Raw genomic sequence first — 19,780 nt, forward strand, 5'->3', positions numbered from 1 at the left:
GCGCCGCGTCGCGGCAAAGGAACAAACGGCAAATTTGCAAATAGAGCAAAGTCGTCTTGCAGCATATTGCAAAACTGCAAATAAACTGAACTAAAGGGTTCACCTTCCAAAGGCGTCACCCTATCGTCCATCCTATGAGTTACACGTCCGCGCGCTTATTTGATCGCGCCACTCCGCCACATATCATAACGCTGGTCCTCCTAGCCGGAGTGTCGGCTATGAACATGTCGGTTTTTCTGCCGTCACTTCCGGCTATGACCGAAGCGTTCGACACAGAATACGGTGTCATGCAGCTGTCGATCTCGCTGTATCTGGCCTTCACCGCCCTGCTACAGATCATCATCGGCCCGCTATCCGACCGCTATGGTCGCCGCCCCATCGTGATCGGTGCGCTCGCTATTTCCGCACTCGCGTCAATCGGCTGCTACCTGTCCACCTCGATCGAGATGTTCCTGACATTCCGCATGATCTCAGCGTCGGTTGCGGTCGGCATGGTGATGTCACGTACAATCGTGCGCGATGTAGTCCCAATGGCCGAAGCCGCGTCCACCATTGGCTACGTTACCATGGGCATGTCATTGGTCCCGATGTTTGCACCCACCATCGGCGGCTTCATCGACGAGATATTCGGCTGGCGCGCGATCTTCCTTTTCACCTTCGCCTTCGGGGCGGGGCTTGCCCTGCTGTGCTGGGCCGATCAAGGCGAAACCAATCGGGCTAAATCTGTTAGCTTCATGGCGCAATTCGCTGACTATCCAGAGCTTTTCACCTCTCAAAGATTTTGGGGCTACGCACTATCAGCCGCCTTTGCATCCGGCGCATTCTTCGCCTTTCTTGGCGGCTCTCCCTACGTGGCTTCCGTCGTCTACGAATTACCACCCACCACCACGCGCTACCTTTTCGGCGTTCCCGCCATTGGCTATTTCATCGGCAACATGATCTCCGGCCGCTACTCTGTCAGCATTGGAGTGAACCGAATGATCCTGATCGGCTCCATCCTGCTGGTGACCGGTATGGCCGCATCTTTGGCGGTCACAGCAATCGGTTACGGCTCCGCCTTCACCTTCTTTGCTTTCTGCACCTTTGTTGGTCTCGGCAACGGCATGGTACTGCCAAACGCCACTGCAGGCCTGCTGTCCGTCCGTCCGCATCTGGCAGGCACAGCTTCTGGGGTCGGCGGTGCAATCATGATCGGCGGCGGCGCGGCACTGGCCGCCCTCTCCGGATCCTTGTTAGAACACGGCCATGGCAGCTATCCGCTACAATGGGTCATGCTGCTCAGCGCGGCTGCGAGCCTCGTATGCATTCTGCTCGTCCTACGTCGCGAGAAAGCAGTCCGGCACGCTTGAGTACCGGCTTTGCAAAGGCTATGACGCTATATAGCAAAACTGCAAAGGCACGCCGGATATGGCCCCACGGAAACTCTATGCTGGTACCAAGCTGCGGGAACTTCGGACCCGCATGGCACTGACACAAAAGGCTTTTGCTGCCAAGTTGGGCGTGTCGTTACCCTACCTCAACCAGATGGAAAACAACAACCGGCCCGTGTCCACTTCCGTGGTCCTTGCCATGGCCAGCGAGTTTGGCTTCGACGTGACCGAGCTGTCGACCGGCGACGCCGAGCGCATGGTCACCGACATGGCAGAAGCGCTGTCCGATCCGATATTCGCCGAAATCGCGCCGCCTCTTGCGGACCTGCGCCTCGCCGCCTCAAATGCGCCTGCCCTATCGCGCGCGTTTATCGAGTTGCACCGCGCCTACCGTCAAACCCATGAACGCCTCGCCTCTCTCGACGAAGTGTTGGGTCAGGAAGCCACCAATCTACAGCCCAGTCCATGGGAAGAGGTCCGTGACTTCTTTCACTATTGCGACAATTACATCGACGCAGTCGACCGCGCCGCCGAACGCTTTGCAAAAACCGCCGAAGGTGACATTCTACGAGCCGGCAATCTAAAGTTCGACCTTGAGTTCACGGACAGCAAGAGCCTGCGCCGCTATGATCCCGCCAGCAACACCCTGCGCCTTGCAGCAAGCTCTGCGCCCTCGACCCAGCGATTCCAACTACTGCACCAGATTGCACTTCTCGAACAAAACGAGCTTCTAGAGGCCACGCTGGACCTTGCCCGCTTCCAAACCGACGCCGCACGGCATATCGCCAAGATCGGGCTGGCAAACTACTTCGCCGGTGCGGCGCTCATGCCCTACTCCGCCTTCCTTGAGGCGGCTCAGGCGGCTCGTCACGATCTTGAACAACTCGCCGACCAGTTCGGCGCGTCGATCGAACAGGTCGCCCACCGCCTGTCCACGCTGCAACGCCCCGGTGCCAAGGGCATCCCGTTCTTCTTCGTCCGCGTCGATCAGGCGGGCACTATCACCAAACGCCACTCCGCCACCCGGCTGCAATTCGCCCGCTTCGGCGGCCCGTGCCCCCTCTGGAACGTCCACCGCGCGTTTGAAACGCCTGGCAGGTTCCTGCGGCAACTGGCCGAAACTCCTGACGGCGCACGCTACATCTCCATCGCCCGCGACGTCTCCAAGCCCGGCGGCAGCTTCACTGCGCCCACCCGTCGTTACGCAATCGCCCTAGGCTGCGAAATGACCCATGCTGGCGCTTTAGTCTATACTGACGACTTGCTTCCAGCCAGCCCACAAGCCTTTGAACCTATTGGTATATCCTGCCGCATCTGCCCGCGCCGTGACTGCCACCAACGCTCTGTCCCGCCGCTCGAAAGCAAACTCACTGTCGACCACGATCAGCGCGGCACACTGCCCTACACCGTCGAATAATGCGTTACCTGCTGCGCCCAATTCTGCTGCTGGCGCTTTTCTTTGGTGCGTATTTCGGACTGGAGCGGCTCGTCGTATACCCCCTCGACCCTCGCGCCATCGCCCCCTCCGACGCTCGCATCACCGAAAGCAAGCTCGACGGCATGGTCGTTTGGACCGCGCCGCCCAAACGCGGCAAGCCGACAGTCCTCTACCTACACGGCAACGCGGGTCACATCGCCAAGCGCACAGCGCGCTTCCAACGCCTGATGGATCGCGGCTACGGCATCGTCGCCCCGTCCTTGCGCGGCGGGAACGGCAGCAAGGGTTGGCCAACCGAGGCAGGCATCACGTCAGATATTGCCGCACTTTATGCTGCGCTAACCAGCGGGCAGCTCACTGGAAATCCAACAATTCCAATTCTTTATGGCGAGAGTATCGGAGCCGCCATCGCTATCAATCTTGCCACGACCTCCAGTCCCCGTGCAATCGTACTTGAGGCTCCGTTCACGTCACTCAAAGACGTCGCAGCACATATGCACCCGCAATTGCCGCTTGCAACGGGCCTCATGCTCAGTCGCTGGCCCAGCATCGACCGCGCGCCAAAGCTGCAAGCCCCGCTACTTATTTTGCACGGCACCAAAGACGATCTGATCCCGCCCACCATGGGCCGCGCCATCCTCGACGCCGCTGGCTCCAAACAAAAGGAGCTTTACCCAGTACAGGGCGCGGGCCATATCAATATGTGGACCGGCGATGCGCAGCGCCGTCTCTACAAGTTTCTACGCCAGTTTTGAGGGCCGCATCAAATGGATCACCACGCCAAATACCCCGGCTTGTCCGACCTCAAGGCCCGCGCCCGCAAGCGCATCCCCCATTTCGTCTGGGAATATCTCGACAGCGCGACTGGTCATGAGGCTACGCTCAAGCGCAACCGCACCAAGCTGGACGAGGTGCTGTTGCGCCCCTCAATCCTGCATGGCGAGTTCACGCCTGATCTGTCCACCACCTTCCTTGGTCGCGACTACAAGCTGCCCTTCGGCGTCGCCCCCGTCGGCATGTCCGGCCTAATCTGGCCCGGCGCGGAGCGATTGCTGGCACAAGAGGCCGCCCGCCAAGGCATCCCCTATTCCATGTCCACCGTCGCCACCCAAACGCCCGAGGACGTGGCCCCGTATCTGGGCGAGGACGCGTGGTTCCAGATGTATCCCCCCCGCGACCCCGACATTCGTAAAGACATAATGGCCCGCGCCAGGGCCGCTGGCTTCAACACGCTGATCCTGACCGTCGACGTCCCCGTCGCGTCGCGCCGCGAACGCCAGACCCGTGGCGGGCTGACCCAACCGCCGCGCCTGACCGGACGGCTGGCGATGCAGGCGGCCCTGCGCCCCACTTGGCTCAACGGCATCCGCAAGACCGGTATGCCGCGCATGAAGCTGATGGACAGCTACGCCGAGCAGACCACCAGCCTGTCTTCCACGGAACACGTCGGCTACCTGCTCCGCACCTCGCCCGACTGGGACTACGTCAAATACCTGCGAGACGAATGGGACGGGCCGTTGATCATCAAAGGCGTCTGCAACGCCGACGACGCCGCGCGGCTGCAAGACGAAGGCGTTGACGCGCTCTGGGTTTCCAACCACGCAGGCCGCCAGTTCGACGGCGGGCTGTCCACGATCGAGGCCCTGCCCCATGTCCGCGCGGCCACCACCCTGCCGCTGATCTTCGACAGCGGCATCGAGGGCGGTCTGGATATTCTGCGCGCCATAGCGCTTGGCGCAGATTTCGTCATGATGGGCCGCCCGTGGCATTATGCACTTGGCGCATTGGGCGATGCCGGACCCGCCCATTTGGCAGATATATTGGCCAAGGACATGGTCTCCAACATGGGCCAACTGGGCACGAAAACACTAAAAGAACTGCCAGCTAGGTTGCTATGAGCGCAGACAAACAAGGACTTCGACCCTCTGTTAGCGCCAACAAAAATTTGCAACTACCCAGTCGTAGCTAGTTTACGCAACGTCCCTTTGCCCCTATTCATGCTGCAACTGCACAAAGAAGGGTCCCCCTGCCATGGCCGAGTTTCAGAAAATCCTCATCGCCAACCGCGGTGAAATTGCCATCCGCGTCATGCGCGCCGCCAACGAAATGGGCAAGAAAACCGTCGCCGTCTACGCGGAAGAAGACAAACTGGGCCTGCACCGTTTCAAAGCCGACGAGGCGTACAAAATCGGTGAAGGTCTTGGACCCGTGGCCGCCTATCTGAGCATCGAGGAAATCATCCGCGTCGCCAAAATGTCCGGTGCGGACGCGATTCACCCTGGCTATGGTCTACTGTCCGAAAACCCCGATTTTGTCGACGCTTGTGACGCCGCCGGCATCAAGTTCATCGGCCCCAAGGCCGCGACCATGCGCGCGCTTGGCGACAAAGCCTCCGCGCGCCGCGTCGCCGTCGAGGCGGGCGTGCCGGTCATTCCCGCCACGGATGTGCTGGGCGACGACATGGAGGCCATTAAGAAAGAGGCGGCCGACGTTGGCTACCCCCTGATGCTCAAGGCCTCATGGGGAGGCGGCGGGCGGGGCATGCGCGCCATCAATTCAGAAGCCGAACTGGAAGAAAAGGTGCTGGAAGGCCGCCGTGAGGCCGAAGCCGCCTTTGGCAACTCCGCCGGTTTCCTAGAGAAAATGATCGTTCGCGCCCGCCACGTAGAGGTCCAAATCCTCGGAGACAGCCACGGCGAGATATACCACCTGTACGAACGCGACTGCTCGGTCCAACGCCGCAACCAGAAGGTCGTGGAACGCGCGCCCGCCCCCTATCTGTCAGGCACGCAGCGCGAACAAATTTGCCAGCTCGGGAAAAAAGTCTGCGAGCATGTGAACTATGAATGCGCCGGCACCGTCGAATTCCTGATGGATATGGACAGCGGCGAATTCTACTTCATTGAGGTCAACCCCCGCGTCCAAGTAGAGCACACCGTCACCGAGGAAGTCACCGGCATCGACATCGTGCGCGCGCAAATCCTGATCGCCGAGGGCAAGTCGCTGATCGAGGCCACCGGCTGCGCGTCGCAATATGACGTGAAGCTTGACGGCCACGCCCTACAATGCCGCATCACCACGGAAGACCCGCAAAACAACTTCATCCCCGACTATGGCCGCATCACCGCCTACCGCGTGGCCACCGGCATGGGCATCCGGCTCGACGGCGGCACCGCCTATTCCGGCGCGGTGATCACGCGCTTCTACGACAGCTTGCTGGAAAAGGTCACCGCATGGGCCCCCACGCCCGAGACCGCCATTGCCCGCATGGACCGCGCCCTGCGTGAGTTCCGTATTCGTGGTGTGTCGACCAATATCGCCTTCGTGGAAAACCTGCTCAAGAACCCGACTTTCCTGAACTACGAGTACCACACCAAATTCATCGACGAGACGCCCGAGCTGTTCGACTTCAAGCAGCGCCGCGACCGGGCCACCAGAATTCTGACCTATATCGCCGACATTACCGTCAACGGTCACCCCGAGACCGCAGGCCGCCCCGTGCCCGCCGAGGCCCGCATCCCCAAGGCACCACAGCCTGCGGGGGAGCCCGCATATGGCACGCGCAACATTCTGGAGGATCACGGCCCCCAAGCCGTGGCGGACTGGATGCAGGACCAAAAACAACTGCTGATCACCGATACGACAATGCGCGACGGTCACCAGTCGTTGCTGGCGACCCGAATGCGCTCCATCGACATGATCCGCGTGGCCCCGACCTATGCCGCGAACATGCCGCAGCTATTCTCCATGGAATGCTGGGGGGGCGCGACCTTCGATGTGGCCTACCGCTTCTTGCAGGAATGCCCGTGGCAGCGCCTGCGCGACCTGCGCGCGGCCATGCCCAACGTGATGACTCAGATGTTGCTGCGCGCGTCGAATGGCGTCGGCTACACCAACTACCCTGACAACGTCGTGCAGGAGTTCGTGCGCCAAGCGGCGGAAACCGGCGTCGATGTCTTCCGCGTGTTCGACAGCCTGAACTGGGTCGAGAATATGCGCGTGGCGATGGACGCGGTGAACGCGTCCGGTAAGGTCTGCGAAGGGTCGATCTGTTACACCGGCGACATTCTAAACCCAGACCGCGCGAAATATAACCTGAAATACTATGTCGACATGGGCAAACAGCTCAAAGACGCGGGTGCGCATGTGCTGGGATTGAAGGATATGGCGGGGCTGCTGAAGCCTGCCTCCGCCACGATCCTTGTAAAGGCGCTGAAGGAAGAGGTCGGTCTGCCGATCCACTTCCACACCCACGACACTGCCGGCGGGGCGATTGCGTCGATCCTCGCGGCCTCCGCAGCGGGTGTGGACGCCGTCGATTGCGCCATGGACGCACTGTCGGGCAACACCTCGCAGGCGACACTCGGCTCTGTGGTCGAAGCCCTGGCCCATACCGAGCGCGACACCGGCCTCGATATCAAAACCGTGCGCCAGATCAGCGACTATTGGGAGACCGTGCGCGGTCAGTATGCAGCCTTCGAGAGCGGCATGCAGGCTCCCGCTTCCGAGGTCTACCTGCACGAAATGCCCGGCGGGCAATTCACCAACCTCAAAGCGCAGGCCCGCTCCGTCGGCTTGGAAGAACGCTGGCACGAGGTCGCGCAGACCTATGCCGATGTGAACCAGATGTTCGGCGATATCGTGAAGGTCACGCCATCCTCCAAGGTGGTGGGCGATATGGCGTTGATGATGGTGTCCCAAGGCTTGACCCGTGTGGAGGTTGAAGACCCGCAGACCGACGTCGCCTTCCCCGATAGCGTCATCGACATGATGCGCGGCAATCTGGGGCAACCTCCCGGCGGCTGGCCCAAGGCGATCCAGACAAAAATCCTCAAGGGTGAGAAACCGATGACCCACCGCCCCGGCGAAAAGTTGGAGCCGGTCGATCTGGAAGCGGCCCGCGCCGAAATCTCAGCCAAGCTGGACGGGCAAGAGATAGATAACGAGGATCTGAACGGCTACCTGATGTACCCGAAGGTCTTCACCGATTACGCCCAGCGCCACGAGATTTACGGCCCTGTACGCACCCTGCCCACGCGGACCTTCTTTTATGGCATGGAGTCGGGCGAGGAAATCAGCGCCGAGATCGACCCAGGCAAGACGCTGGAAATCCGCATGCAGGCGGTGGGCGAGACGAATGACGCCGGTGAAGCCAAGGTGTTTTTCGAGCTGAACGGTGCGCCCCGCGTGGTTCGCGTCCCCAACCGAAAAGCCGCCTCCGCCACCGCGCGGATGCCGAAAGCCGAGGTTGGCAACCCCAACCATATCGGCGCGCCGATGCCCGGAGTTGTGGCCACCGTCGCGGCCCGTGCCGGGGCCGAGGTCAAAGAGGGCGATCTGCTGCTGACCATCGAAGCCATGAAAATGGAAACCGGCATCCACGCCGAACGCGACGCGATTATCAAGGCCGTACATGTCGTCCCCGGCGGGCAAATCGACGCCAAAGACCTGCTGATCGAGTTCGAAGAGGTCTGACCTAATTGTCGCCCGCTCTGCGGGCGGCATCATATTTTGGGAAACTTGGACTAGCGGCCTGTGAAATGGCCCGCTAGGATTCGTTTGTGGCTCAGTTCGGAGCCTCCGGCGGGAATATTTGAACCAAGATGAAATTAATAGTTTTAACAGACACTCATCTGGTTGAGGCCGATGGGAATATCATAGGGCTCAACCCCTCCGAGCGGCTCGCCGGTGTGTTGGACCATGCAGTGGAGCATCATCCCGATGCCGCACGGATCGTTATCCTTGGGGATCTGACCCATCACGGCCGCCCTGCCCAATATGCGCAGTTGCGAGACGTGCTGGCGCGCGTGGACATTCCGGTCTCGCTTATGCTGGGCAACCATGACGACCGCGCCGCATTTATTGCTGAATTTCCGGAAGCCCCAATGACGGCGTCCGGCCATGTCCAGCATGTGGTCGAGCTTGGCAGCCATCGTCTGATCTGCCTCGACAGTTTCGACGCGGATGCGACCCCCCGTCATTCCGGCATTCTGTGTGAAGCGCGCATGGCATGGCTGCGCAAAACTCTGGAGGCTGCCGACGGCGCGCCGGTCACATTGGCGCTGCACCACCCGCCCTTCCTGACCGGATTAGACGGCATGGACGACATTCGCCTGCGCAACGAGGACGAGTTGCATGCCCTGATTGCGGAGTTTTCCAACGTGGTGCAGCTGCTATGCGGTCACGTGCATCGCACGATCTCCGGCGGCGCGCGCGGCACCCCTTACGCGACCTTCAAGGGCACCTGCCACCAAACACCGATGTATCTGGGTGTCGCTGGTAGCGATCATTCCATTGACGAGGCGGGTGGCTACGGCGTCGTCTTGTTCACCGATGACGGTGTCATCGTCCATAACGATGATCTTGCCCCGCGCGGTGCGCCCACAGTGGACGGTCATTCCGCCTGATCTCCACGAATTGATCACCTTCGCCTTGTTGCCCCTGCCCCCCGCACATAAGTTGCGGGGGAACTCGAACAAAGGACTTCCCATGCGCACCCCATTCCTGCCCGTCCCCAAAACTCCCCTTCGCGATTTGGCCGAGGGCGGCGGCGGTTTGGGCAACCTGCCCGACTGGGATCTGAGTGACCTCTACACCGCCCCTGACGCCAAGGAATTCAAGCGCGACATGGACTGGCTGGAGAACGCTTGCGCCGAGTTCGCCGAAGATTACGAGGGCAATCTGGCCGGTTTGGACGCCAAAGGCCTGCTCGACTGCGTGCTGCGCTACGAGAAGATCGACACTGTCTCCGGCCGCATCATGTCCTATGCGGGGCTGCGCTACTATCAGAACACCACCGACGCCGAACGCGCCCAATTCATGGCCAACGCGCAGGACAAGATCACCGCGTTCTCCACGCCTTTGGTGTTTTTCTCGCTGGAAATCAACCGCATCCCCGACGAGCAACTCGACGCGCTGTTTGCCCAAGACCCCGACCTTGCCCGCTATAAGCCCATCTTTGATCGTCTGCGCGCAATGCGCCCCTACCAGCTGTCCGACGAGTTGGAGAAGTTCCTTCATGACCAGTCCGCGGTTGGTGCGGCGGCATGGAACCGGCTGTTCGACGAAACCATCGCCGGCCTGAAATTCACGGTCGACGGCGAAGAGCTTGGCATCGAAGGCACCCTCAACCTGCTTACCGACCCCGACCGCGCCAAGCGCGAGGCCGGTGCGCGCGAGCTGTCGCGCGTCTTCGCAGACAACGTCAAACTCTTCTCCCGCGTCCACAACACGCTGGCGAAAGAAAAGCAGATCGAGGACCGCTGGCGTGGCATGCCGACGCCCCAAACCGGCCGCCACCTTGCCAACCATGTGGAGCCGGAGGTGGTCGAGGCCCTGCGCAACGCCGTCGTCGCCGCCTACCCCAAGCTGTCGCACCGCTATTACGAGTTGAAGCGCAAATGGCTGGGCCTTGACGTCATGCAGGTCTGGGACCGCAACGCGCCCCTGCCGCATGAAGACCCGCGCTTGGTCAACTGGGACGAGGCCCAGAATACCGTCATGGAGGCCTATCACGACTTCGCCCCCGAGATGGCCGGCATCGCCGAGCCGTTCTTCAAACGCGGCTGGATCGACGCAGGCGTCAAGCCCGGCAAGGCCCCCGGCGCCTTCGCCCACCCCACCGTCGCCGACGTGCATCCTTACGTGATGCTGAACTACCTCGGCAAACCCCGCGACGTGATGACCCTCGCGCACGAACTGGGCCACGGCGTCCATCAGGTCCTCGCTGCCGGTCAGGGGGAACTGCTGTCCTCCACCCCCCTCACGCTGGCCGAAACCGCCTCCGTCTTTGGCGAGATGCTGACTTTCCGCAAAATGCTCTCCAAGGCGAAAACCCAAGCCGAGCGCAAAATCCTGCTCGCGGGCAAGGTAGAGGACATGATCAACACCGTCGTCCGCCAGATCGCTTTCTACGATTTCGAATGCAAACTTCACGAAGCCCGCAGCCATGGCGAGCTGACCCCCGACGATATCGGTGCTTTGTGGATGTCCGTGCAGGCGGAATCCCTAGGCCCCGCGTTCGAATACATGGACGGCTACGAGACCTTCTGGTCCTACGTCCCGCACTTCGTCCACTCGCCGTTTTACGTCTACGCCTACGCCTTCGGCGACGGCTTGGTAAACGCGCTTTATGCCGTTTACGAGGAAGGCGGCGACGACTTCCAGGACAAGTATTTCGACATGCTCAAAGCCGGAGGCTCCAAACACCACAAAGAGCTGCTGGCCCCATTTGGGTTGGACGCGAGTGACCCGAAATTCTGGGACAAGGGCCTGTCGATGATCTCTGGAATGATCGACGAGTTGGAGGCTATGGAGGGGTAGTTTGCCGAAGCAACTCCGCGCTTCTGAGCGGGGCATTTCCTTGTCGAAGCTAAATGGGCCAAGTTAATTTTTGCGACAGGGACTTGCTCCGGTCGAGATTCAGTAGTCATCGCCAGCGTAGCGGTTTGGCTGATTTGACGCCTCTTTGCGCTCAATAAATCTAGCCCAGTCACTTCCTGGTCTCCAGATGCCATCCATGAGAGCAAACGCGTCTGCTTCGGGAATGGTGCATCCGGTCTTGGCGTACCGGTAGAAAAAGGCTGTCACGCGCGCATTGTAGATGCAATGCACGTGGACTTGCCTACCATCAAGACGGCCGATCGCGGCGCGGAATTTGTCAAAATCCTCATCCGTCGGGGCATCAAATTCTACAGGGATATAAATATACTCCATGCCAAGCGCTGTTACGGTGCCCTCCTCATCCGCAAGCGCACCCTTGTTGTGATGCGGTCCAAGATTGATGATATGGGTCACGCCCAAAGCTCGTATCTCGGCAAGCTGGTCTTCCGTTGGCTGGCCGGACAGAGTGATCCGATGATCGAGCCGTCTCCAATTCAGAATTTCGGGTAAATCGCGCATGGGGTTCTCCAACTCTTAGCCGTGCAGGTCAGCGCATTCGGGATGTGCCTTCGTAAACCTGTTGGTGGACGCAGGATGTTTTAGCAGCTGTTTTTCAGTGCGGATTGGCCGTGGCACAAGATTGCCGCCACAGTTGGGGCACGTGTTTTCGAACCGGTTACCCGCACAATCGGCGCAAAACGTACATTCATATGTGCATATCCGTGCATCGGTCGCCGCCGGAGGCAGGTTTTTGTCGCAACACTCGCAATTCGGTTTGAGGGCCAGCATCATCAATTCTCCTATGAAACTGTTTGTAGACTAACAGCAATTTTATTGGCATGAATGCCAGCATGGCCTCATTTACAGCCAAACACAAAGAAACAGTTGATGAACCCAAATTGGTGGTGTTCGTGGTGTACCGAGATATTGTTCTTCTTGATCTCGTCGGGCCTCTTCAGGTTTTCAGCCATGCGATCGACCAAAAAACCAACGCACATGGATATAGCTGCGCAGTCACGTCGCTCAACGGCGGCATGGTGCAGACCAACACCGTGGTTCCGATTCCCAGCGAAGCGATGTCCCGCTACATGAACCGTCAAATCCATACGGTTGTGATTGTCGGCGGCGATGGTGCGTACAGCGCCATGCGCGACGGCGCATTCTTGCAAGAGGTGACGGCGCTTGCGGCTGGGGCACAGCGGGTGTGCTCGGTCTGCTCGGGCGCCTTGATTTTGGCAGCAGCCGGAATTCTGGACGGGCGCAGGGCCGTTACGCACTGGGAAGATTGCAAGGCGCTCGCAACCGAATTTCCAAGCGTTCATGTCGAAATTGACCCTATTTACCTAAAGGACGGCCATGTGTGGACCTCTGCGGGCATAACGGCCGGCATGGATATGTCACTGGCGATTGTAGCAGAAGATCTAGGGCGCACTGCCGCGCTAAAAATTGCGCGCTCGATGGTCACGAATATGGTGCGTTCTGGCGGGCAGTCCCAGTTCAGCCCCATTTTGCAACGCCAGTTGTCAGATGCAACGGGGCGGTTTGACCACCTTCATCATTGGATATCAGACAACCTGCAAAAGACCCTTTCAGTTGAAACCCTCGCCGCGCAGATGAATATGAGCGCGCGTAATTTTTCCAGACTCTATTCAGGTCAAATGGGTTTGACACCAGCAAAGGCGGTCGAGGCGATCCGAGCGGAAGTGGCGCAAGGTCTGCTAGAAACAACTGACCTGAGTATAAAGCAAATTGCGGCCCGATGTGGGTTCAATGACGAAGAACGCATGCGCCGCGCCTTCATGCGCTTGCTGCGCGTATCGCCGTCCGACTACAGGCAGAGTTTTAGAATTGATTAGAAACCAGTCGGGCAAAGGCAGGCTATTGATCCCGAATACATCGTGGATTCCGGTGCAACATTCGCTCGTCAGACGTTGGTACGCGTGACAACTGAGCAGGAGGACATGCGCGCGGACCCCAATTTCCGTTCACGCCACCCAAGCCTCCAAAATAGACGTACGAACCTAGAAAACCCCCGATCCCTCCGGCTTCATGCCTTTGCTGTATTGGCTTATACACCCCTGCACAAATGCGGTTCACCATGACCGGAGAGAAGGCCAAAACGATCCTAATTTGCACGGGTAAGAGCATGGATACAGTCTGTTTCCGCCCTCACTATCCAGCATATAATACATTTAAATCAATTCACTACAGGCTATACGCACCATGGGTGACGCTTCGTCATGCAACAATCAGCGGGAATATGCTGGAACTGCCCCAGCCGAACTGCTAAAAAAAGCATTAATGTTAAGTTTTAATTGGTGCTAGAAATGAAACGTAAGAATATCTTCGCGGCAGCAGCCGCATCAGCGTCGATCCTATCCGGCGCAGCCTATGCCTCCCCCGTCACTCTGACCTACAGTGGTCTTTCGGTTAATCCGGCAGAGACGGTAGATTTGTATTCCCCGAGAAGCTTCAACAATCTGCGCGCCGGTGGTTTCAACATGTCCGACGGCACCAACAGCTTTGTGGCTTGGTGCATTGACCTGTTCGACACAATTGGCTCGGCAGTCTACGATCAAACGCGTCCGGCTCAGGTGTCCGACAGCGAAGAAGCTGACTTGAACCGTCTGTTCTCGAACAACCGCTCGATCGCCACTGACAACGCTGTAAACTCCGCAGCCTTCCAAGTCGCAGTCTGGGAAATCGTGTATGAGACCGGTTCGTCCTACGACGTCGGATCTGGTGATTTCCGCGCCGGTGATAACACCGCAGTCACGTCCCTTGCTCAAAACTGGTTGAGCAATCTTGGCACCGACGCAGGCTCTTACAAGTTGTCGTTCTATGAATCCAGCACATCGCAGGATTTGGTTTCTGGCGCACCGGTACCTGCCGTTCCGCTGCCAGCTGGCCTGCCGTTGCTGCTTGTAGGTGTCGGTGCCCTGGCATTGACACGCAAGCGTCGTAGCTAAAGACCTTCGCTTAGTTTTCTGATCAACGCCCCGCTGATAGCGGGGCGTTTTTCGTTTCTGTCAAGACAACCGAGACAGCTCTGGTCTGTTCGCCCGGTTCACATGCGCTGCAGTCGTGGCGAGCGCAGGGTTGCCCGCTAACACCCCCATTCCTCGCCCGCCTAATTTGGTGCATGGTTCCCGCGACTCATTGGAACGGAAGGGGATGCAGCCATGCATATCGGTCTTATTGGATGCGGGAACATGGGTGGCGGGATGGCAACGCAACTGCTGTCCAACGGCTGCCAACTCACCTGCCACGACCCCAATCCAGACATCCGTGACAAGATGAGCGCCCTTGGCGCAAAAACCGCGCCCACGCCATCTGCGTTGGCGCAAGCTACTGAAATGATAATTCTATCCCTTCCAAAAGCAGAAGTTGTGGACGCAGTCATGCGTGACATGCTGCCCGACATTCAGTCTGGCTCCATCATTCTGGACACCTCCACATCCGAGCCTACGACGTCGCAAGCTATGGCCAAGCTTGGCGAGGCACAGGGCTTTTCCTTCGTCGATGGCCCCGTCAGCGGCGGTCCCGCCGCCGCACACGCCGGAACCATGACCATGCTCTTGGGCGGCATGGATGAGGCCATCGCACGATTGCGTCCTTTGCTCGACATCCTCACCTCCAAAACCGTGATCGTCGGCGGGTCCGGCGCGGGTCACGCCGCCAAAATAGCCAACAACATGCTCTGCGCCGCCAACTTGGTCTTGGTCGGCGAGGCAATCCGCTTGGGCAAGGCCGCGGGTGTGCGCCCCGAGGACTTGCTGGAAGGGATCAACGCGGGTTCGGGCCGTAGCGGCGTGAGCGAGGTTAATTTTCCCAAATGGATACTGAACGATACGTATGATTCAGGCTTCACTATGGGCCTGATGCGCAAAGATGTCGGGCTTTCACTTGATCTGGCAAAGACATCAAACGTGGCGCTGGACGGCTTCGCTGGCATCGCTGATATTTGGCTAAACGCATCCAGCGCCATCTCAGACAGCGCGGATTTTAACGAGATCGTCAAACACGGGCAGAAGGTGGGCAACGATGTCTGATCGCAAGCAAAGACTATTGGAAGCAATGGCCACCCTTGGATTGGGCCAACAGCCACAAAGCATCATTAACGGTGAGCTTGTAGACGGTGCCGGAGCCGCCGTGACCTTGATCGACCCGTTCACGGAAGAAGAGTTGTTCACGTACCCTGACGCAGACACCGCACTGGCGAATAAGGCCTGCGATGCCGCGCAATCCGCCCAACCCGCGTGGGCCAAGGGCATTTCCCCCGCCGCGCGTGGTCAGGTAATGCAAGACATCTCCCGCGCCGTCCTCGCCAATGTCGAGCCGCTTGCCACCATCGAGGCAATCGTCGCAGGCAAACCGATCCGCGACTGCCGCATCGAGGTCGCCAAGGTGGCCGAGATGTTTGCCTACTACGCGGGCTGGGCCGACAAGCTGCATGGCGAGGTCATACCCGTGCCGTCTGGCCACCTCAACTATACCCTACGCGAACCCCTTGGGGTCGTATTCCAGATCACCCCTTGGAATGCCCCAGTCTTCACTGCAGGCTGGCAAATCGCGCCCGCCATCGCCACCGGAAATGGCGTGGTGATCAAACCCAGCGAGTTGACCCCGATCACCACCGTTGCCCTTATAAAATTAGCCGAAGCGGCCGGACTGCCACGTGGCCTCGTGAATGTGCTGTGCGGCCTTGGCCCAACTTCTGGCCAAGCCGCGATTGAACATCCTGCTATCCGTAAGGTGGTCTTTGTCGGCTCGCCCGAGACGGGCCGTCGCGTGGCGATTGCTGCCGCCTCTGCCCTGAAACCGGTAGTGCTAGAGTTGGGCGGAAAGTCAGCCAACATCGTGTTTGATGACGCCAATCTGGAGCATGCCTGCCTTGGCGCGCAGGCGGCGATCTTTTCCGGCGCGGGGCAAAGCTGCGTGGCGGGATCACGTCTGCTGGTCCAAAAATCGGTCTATGAGAAATTCGTCTCACTGCTGTCTACCGGCATGAACAGCATCTCCCTCGGCGATCCGCTGGACGAGCGCAACGAAATCGGCCCGATCAGCAATGCCCGCCAATTCGCCCATGTCACCAGCATGATCTCGCAGGCCGAAGGCGAAGGCGCATCTGTCCTGTCACGCACGGAAAAACACAATAGCGGGTACTTCGTTGCCCCAACCGTCCTGCGCGGTCTCTCGAACACATCAACGCCTGCGCGGGAGGAGATTTTTGGCCCGGTCGTCACCGCCATCCCCTTTGAAGACGAGGCCGACGCCATAGCCCTCGCCAATGACACCTCGTTCGGTTTGGCCGGTGCCGTGTGGACATCCGACGTTGGTCGCGCCCATCGCGTGGCCGAGGCCGTGCGCGCTGGCACGTTCTGGATCAACAGCTACAAGGCGATCCACGTCTCCTCACCCTTCGGCGGCTCATTAAATTCCGGCTTCGGGCGGTCAAGCGGCACCGACGGTCTGATGGAATACACGTCCGCGAAAAGCGTCTGGCTCGACAGCGCCCCCACGCCGCGCATCGCATTCGGCTATGTGTCATGAAGCTCGTTGAAGACGTCCACACTCTGCTCAACGCCTCACCCGAGCTGGCTGCGATCCTTAATCTAGAGCCGTTTACGGATTTTCCCGAACTGGCAGGGTCCTTGCTCGCCAGTCTGACCAACAGCCCCGCCATTGGCCGGACCGTTACCAACGCCTACCGCGACAACGCCCTTGTAGAGATCACGGCTTACGACATTGCCGAAACCGCACGTAGAAACTTCGAGCCAGGAGGGTCTCCCGCGACTTTCTTATTCTCACGCGGGGCGCAGGCGATCATGGGTCACCGTGTCGCCCACAAACTGTGGAGCGACGGCGATCCCGACCTGTCCTTGGCGTTGAAGGCCGCCTTCGGGCGGGCCCTGTCGACCGACATTCACCCGGCAGCACAGATTGGTGCCGGCCTCTGGCTCGATCACGGCTTGGGTTTGGTTGTGGGTGAAACCGCGATCATCGAAGAAGATGTCTCCATCTGGCACAACGTCACCCTTGGCAGCACACTGAACGATAGCGGGCCGCGTAGGCATCCACATGTAGAAACGGGTGCTGTCATCGGCGCGGGGGCCATTCTTTTGGGCGGCATCAATATCGGCGCACATGCCAACATCGCGGCAGGTGCAATTGTCATTCGAGATGTCCCACAAAACGCGCTTGTTGTTGGCGCCAAGGCCACAGAGCGCGGCACCGCTCAAGTCAGCTTTGTGAACAGTGGAAAGCCGTCCCCATGAACGCGTCATTCGGGATCGACCATCCGCTTTTGGCAACTCACGACATCGATGGCTTGCGCGCTAGGCTGATATCGCTCGGTTTCAACATGACCCCCATAGGCAAGCACCCGTGGGGAACAAGCACCAGCCTCGCCATGTTCGACGGCTGCCTGATCGAGATCATGGGCATCTATGACGATACGCGTCTCGATGAAGTTCCTGCAGGTGAGTTCCGCTTCGGGCGTCACGTTCATGATCATCTGCAACAACGCGAAGGCGTCGCCTTATCTGCCCTGCACAGCACCAATTCGCTTGCTGATGCGCAAATGGCAGAGGCCGCAGGTTTCACCGTCGCCGGACACTTGGAATTCGGGCGTGATGTGACCCTTCCCGACGGGACGGCGGGACGCACAAAAACCACGCTGGCGCTGCTGCCGGATGCACAATTTCCACGCCTGTCATTCTTCTTGTGCCAACAACATCGCCCGGACCTGATCTATGTTCCCGAATGGCTGGAACACCCGAACAAGGTCAGTGGTATTTGTGGCGTGAACATACTTGCCCATGAGAGCTTCCACACCGACTTGAAAACGCGCTTGGGTGGACTGTATGGCGGCTACACAGAGCGCGACGGTTGGTTTCAATATCAGACCGCGAACGGCATCCTTCGAGTCCTGTCCCCCGTCGCCTTTGAGCGCCTTATCGGCCCGCTTCCAAATGATCTACGCCACGAAGAACTGCCCTGCATCGCCGGAATGGACCTGACCATGAACAACTCGATCGTGATGGCGACATACCTCAAGGCTGCAGATCTTGAATACCAATCCATTGAACAAGGCTTCGCTCTGCGCGAGGCTGCGTTGACGGCAAATACACTCCTGCGGTTCCTAGCCCCCTAAGGCGCGTCGTCGCGTTTCCATTGGTGTTCCTCTTTGTTCAAACTGTCTAATATTCTTTAGAAGCCGTATAAGTCATACAAACTGATCGAGCCTCAGCCCATGACCCGAGACGAATTCAATGCCTTCTGCGCCTCCCTGCCCGCCACCAATCATGTGGTGCAATGGGGCAATTCCGACGTCTGGAAGGTCGGCCCCAAGCTCTTCGCGGTTGGTGGTTGGGCTGATGGCGTGGACGCGTTCACCTTCAAGGTCTCAGATATTGCCTGGGAAGTTCTTCCCGAAATGCCCGGCTTGCGCCCCGCCCCCTACCTGGCCTCACGCGGCATGAAGTGGATACAACACTACGAAGCCCCCGGTTTGTCCGACGCCGAGCTTGAGGCGCATATCCGCGCCTCCTACGACATGGTTGCAGCCAAGCTTACCAAGAAAAATCGAACAGAATTGGGCATTTAACCCGCGGCGGCATAGACTGCATCAATCGCGGCCTGCGTGCCTTTGGCGTCCTCCAGCGACCACGGGTACGCGGCCCCGTCCCGCGCTGTCGCACAAAACGCTTCGACTTGATTTACGTAGTGATTTGCCGCTGGAAAGCGCTCAAATCGAGTTTCCCCGCCCTGCTGCAACTCAATCTGGGCCATGCCATATACGTTGGGGTTGAACGGCGCACTCAGCCGCATCACTCCTGCGTCGCCATGGAATCTAACCTCCTGAAACGCATGCAATCTTGTCGAAACATAGCCACTATACTCCGCCCCCGAAATCCGTGCCTGAACCCGCGAAAACGTATCGACCCCATGCTCCCATTCAATCTGGGCGGTGACGTCTTCAAACTCCGCCCCGGTCGCAAACCGCGCACATCCGAGCGCGTAGACCCCGATATCCGGCAACGTCCCGCCACCCATATCGGACTTGTTGCGGATGTTATTCGGGTCTTGATTGTCAAAGGAAAACGCACAGGACACGTGCCGCAACGTCCCCACCGCGCCTTCCGCCAGAAGCGCTTTTGCCCTTTGCCACTGCGGGTGGTGAACGATCATATACGCCTCGGTCGCCATCAGTCCGGTGAGATCCCGCGCTTCGATCAAGGCATTGATCTCGCTCGCCTTCATCGCCACCGGCTTCTCGATCAGCACATGTTTCCCCGCCGCCAGCGCCTTCAGCCCCCATTCGACATGCAAGCTGTTGGGCAGTGGGATATAGACCGCATCGATGCCGCCATCTGCCAAAAGCGCATCATAGCTGGCATGATGGCGTAGATCGCCAAACTTGTCAGAAAACGCAGCGAACTTATCGTCCGACCCTCTCGCCAAAGCCACCAACCGCGCCCCTCGGGCTGCGTGAATGGCAGGCCCCATATGCTCATAGGCGAATTTGGCAGCCCCGAGGATGCCCCAGTTTAGCGGTTTGGTCATGGTCGTCTCCTTGGCGGGTTCG

General features: G+C 59.3%; 17 protein-coding genes. 14 read left to right on the forward strand and 3 right to left on the reverse strand.

Annotated features, from left to right (window positions below; genetic code table 11):
• The first annotated feature begins 134 nt into the window (after nt 1-134).
• From BCF46_RS02920 to BCF46_RS02950, 7 genes are all read left to right on the forward strand, one after another.
• A complete protein-coding gene (locus BCF46_RS02920) occupies nt 135-1,349 on the forward strand; it encodes a multidrug effflux MFS transporter (RefSeq protein ID WP_121021533.1) in 1,215 nt (404 codons plus the stop codon).
• 58 nt (nt 1,350-1,407) lie between these two features.
• Complete coding sequence (locus BCF46_RS02925) at nt 1,408-2,787, forward strand: helix-turn-helix domain-containing protein (protein ID WP_121021535.1); 1,380 nt, start codon at nt 1,408-1,410, stop codon at nt 2,785-2,787.
• Complete coding sequence (locus tag BCF46_RS02930; protein ID WP_121021538.1) at nt 2,787-3,563, forward strand: alpha/beta hydrolase; 777 nt, start codon at nt 2,787-2,789, stop codon at nt 3,561-3,563. The genes BCF46_RS02925 and BCF46_RS02930 overlap by 1 nt, the downstream gene beginning before the upstream one ends.
• Before the next feature lie 12 nt (nt 3,564-3,575).
• Nucleotides 3,576-4,706, forward strand: coding sequence for an alpha-hydroxy acid oxidase (locus tag BCF46_RS02935; RefSeq protein WP_121021540.1), 1,131 nt, complete (start codon nt 3,576-3,578; stop codon nt 4,704-4,706).
• A gap of 133 nt (nt 4,707-4,839) precedes the next feature.
• Nucleotides 4,840-8,283 carry a pyruvate carboxylase gene (locus tag BCF46_RS02940; RefSeq protein WP_121021542.1) on the forward strand — a complete coding sequence of 1,148 codons (3,444 nt, stop codon included), beginning with the start codon at nt 4,840-4,842 and terminating at the stop codon, nt 8,281-8,283.
• 128 nt (nt 8,284-8,411) lie between these two features.
• The gene (locus BCF46_RS02945) at nt 8,412-9,215 is read left to right on the forward strand and encodes a phosphodiesterase (protein WP_121021544.1); all 804 of its coding nucleotides are present in this window, start codon (nt 8,412-8,414) and stop codon (nt 9,213-9,215) included.
• An 82-nt stretch (nt 9,216-9,297) separates the two neighbouring features.
• Complete coding sequence (locus tag BCF46_RS02950) at nt 9,298-11,130, forward strand: M3 family oligoendopeptidase (protein ID WP_121022259.1); 1,833 nt, start codon at nt 9,298-9,300, stop codon at nt 11,128-11,130.
• Nucleotides 11,131-11,229: 99 nt separating this feature from the next.
• On the opposite strand, the gene BCF46_RS02955 is transcribed toward BCF46_RS02950, so the two are convergent.
• Both BCF46_RS02955 and BCF46_RS02960 read right to left on the reverse strand, forming a co-directional pair.
• A complete protein-coding gene (locus BCF46_RS02955; protein WP_121021546.1) occupies nt 11,230-11,709 on the reverse strand; it encodes a protein tyrosine phosphatase family protein in 480 nt (159 codons plus the stop codon).
• 15 nt (nt 11,710-11,724) lie between these two features.
• On the reverse strand, nt 11,725-11,982 hold the full coding sequence (locus BCF46_RS02960) for a DUF1272 domain-containing protein (protein ID WP_342768405.1): 258 nt from the start codon (nt 11,980-11,982) through the stop codon (nt 11,725-11,727).
• Nucleotides 11,983-12,041: 59 nt separating this feature from the next.
• Here BCF46_RS02960 and BCF46_RS02965 point away from each other — a divergent pair, with 59 nt between their 5' ends.
• From BCF46_RS02965 to BCF46_RS02995, 7 genes are all read left to right on the forward strand, one after another.
• Nucleotides 12,042-13,046, forward strand: a complete 1,005-nt coding sequence (locus BCF46_RS02965) for a GlxA family transcriptional regulator (RefSeq protein ID WP_245989728.1) — start codon at nt 12,042-12,044, stop codon at nt 13,044-13,046.
• Nucleotides 13,047-13,517: 471 nt separating this feature from the next.
• Nucleotides 13,518-14,159, forward strand: coding sequence for a VPLPA-CTERM sorting domain-containing protein (locus BCF46_RS02970; protein WP_121021550.1), 642 nt, complete (start codon nt 13,518-13,520; stop codon nt 14,157-14,159).
• A 213-nt stretch (nt 14,160-14,372) separates the two neighbouring features.
• Nucleotides 14,373-15,242: an NAD(P)-dependent oxidoreductase gene (locus tag BCF46_RS02975; RefSeq protein WP_121021552.1), complete on the forward strand. Its 870-nt coding sequence runs from the start codon at nt 14,373-14,375 to the stop codon at nt 15,240-15,242.
• Nucleotides 15,235-16,743 carry an aldehyde dehydrogenase family protein gene (locus BCF46_RS02980; protein WP_121021554.1) on the forward strand — a complete coding sequence of 503 codons (1,509 nt, stop codon included), beginning with the start codon at nt 15,235-15,237 and terminating at the stop codon, nt 16,741-16,743. Before BCF46_RS02975 ends, BCF46_RS02980 begins: the two co-directional genes overlap by 8 nt.
• On the forward strand, nt 16,740-17,468 hold the full coding sequence (locus BCF46_RS02985; RefSeq protein WP_121021556.1) for a serine O-acetyltransferase: 729 nt from the start codon (nt 16,740-16,742) through the stop codon (nt 17,466-17,468). The genes BCF46_RS02980 and BCF46_RS02985 overlap by 4 nt, the downstream gene beginning before the upstream one ends.
• Nucleotides 17,465-18,346 carry a VOC family protein gene (locus BCF46_RS02990; protein WP_121021558.1) on the forward strand — a complete coding sequence of 294 codons (882 nt, stop codon included), beginning with the start codon at nt 17,465-17,467 and terminating at the stop codon, nt 18,344-18,346. Before BCF46_RS02985 ends, BCF46_RS02990 begins: the two co-directional genes overlap by 4 nt.
• Before the next feature lie 99 nt (nt 18,347-18,445).
• Nucleotides 18,446-18,799, forward strand: coding sequence for an MmcQ/YjbR family DNA-binding protein (locus BCF46_RS02995; RefSeq protein ID WP_121021560.1), 354 nt, complete (start codon nt 18,446-18,448; stop codon nt 18,797-18,799).
• On the opposite strand, the gene BCF46_RS03000 is transcribed toward BCF46_RS02995, so the two are convergent.
• Nucleotides 18,796-19,758, reverse strand: a complete 963-nt coding sequence (locus tag BCF46_RS03000) for a Gfo/Idh/MocA family protein (RefSeq protein WP_121021562.1) — start codon at nt 19,756-19,758, stop codon at nt 18,796-18,798. The genes BCF46_RS02995 and BCF46_RS03000 overlap by 4 nt on opposite strands.
• Nucleotides 19,759-19,780 lie beyond the last annotated feature (22 nt).

It is taken from the genome of Litoreibacter meonggei (assembly GCF_003663885.1).
GTDB lineage: Bacteria > Pseudomonadota > Alphaproteobacteria > Rhodobacterales > Rhodobacteraceae > Litoreibacter > Litoreibacter meonggei.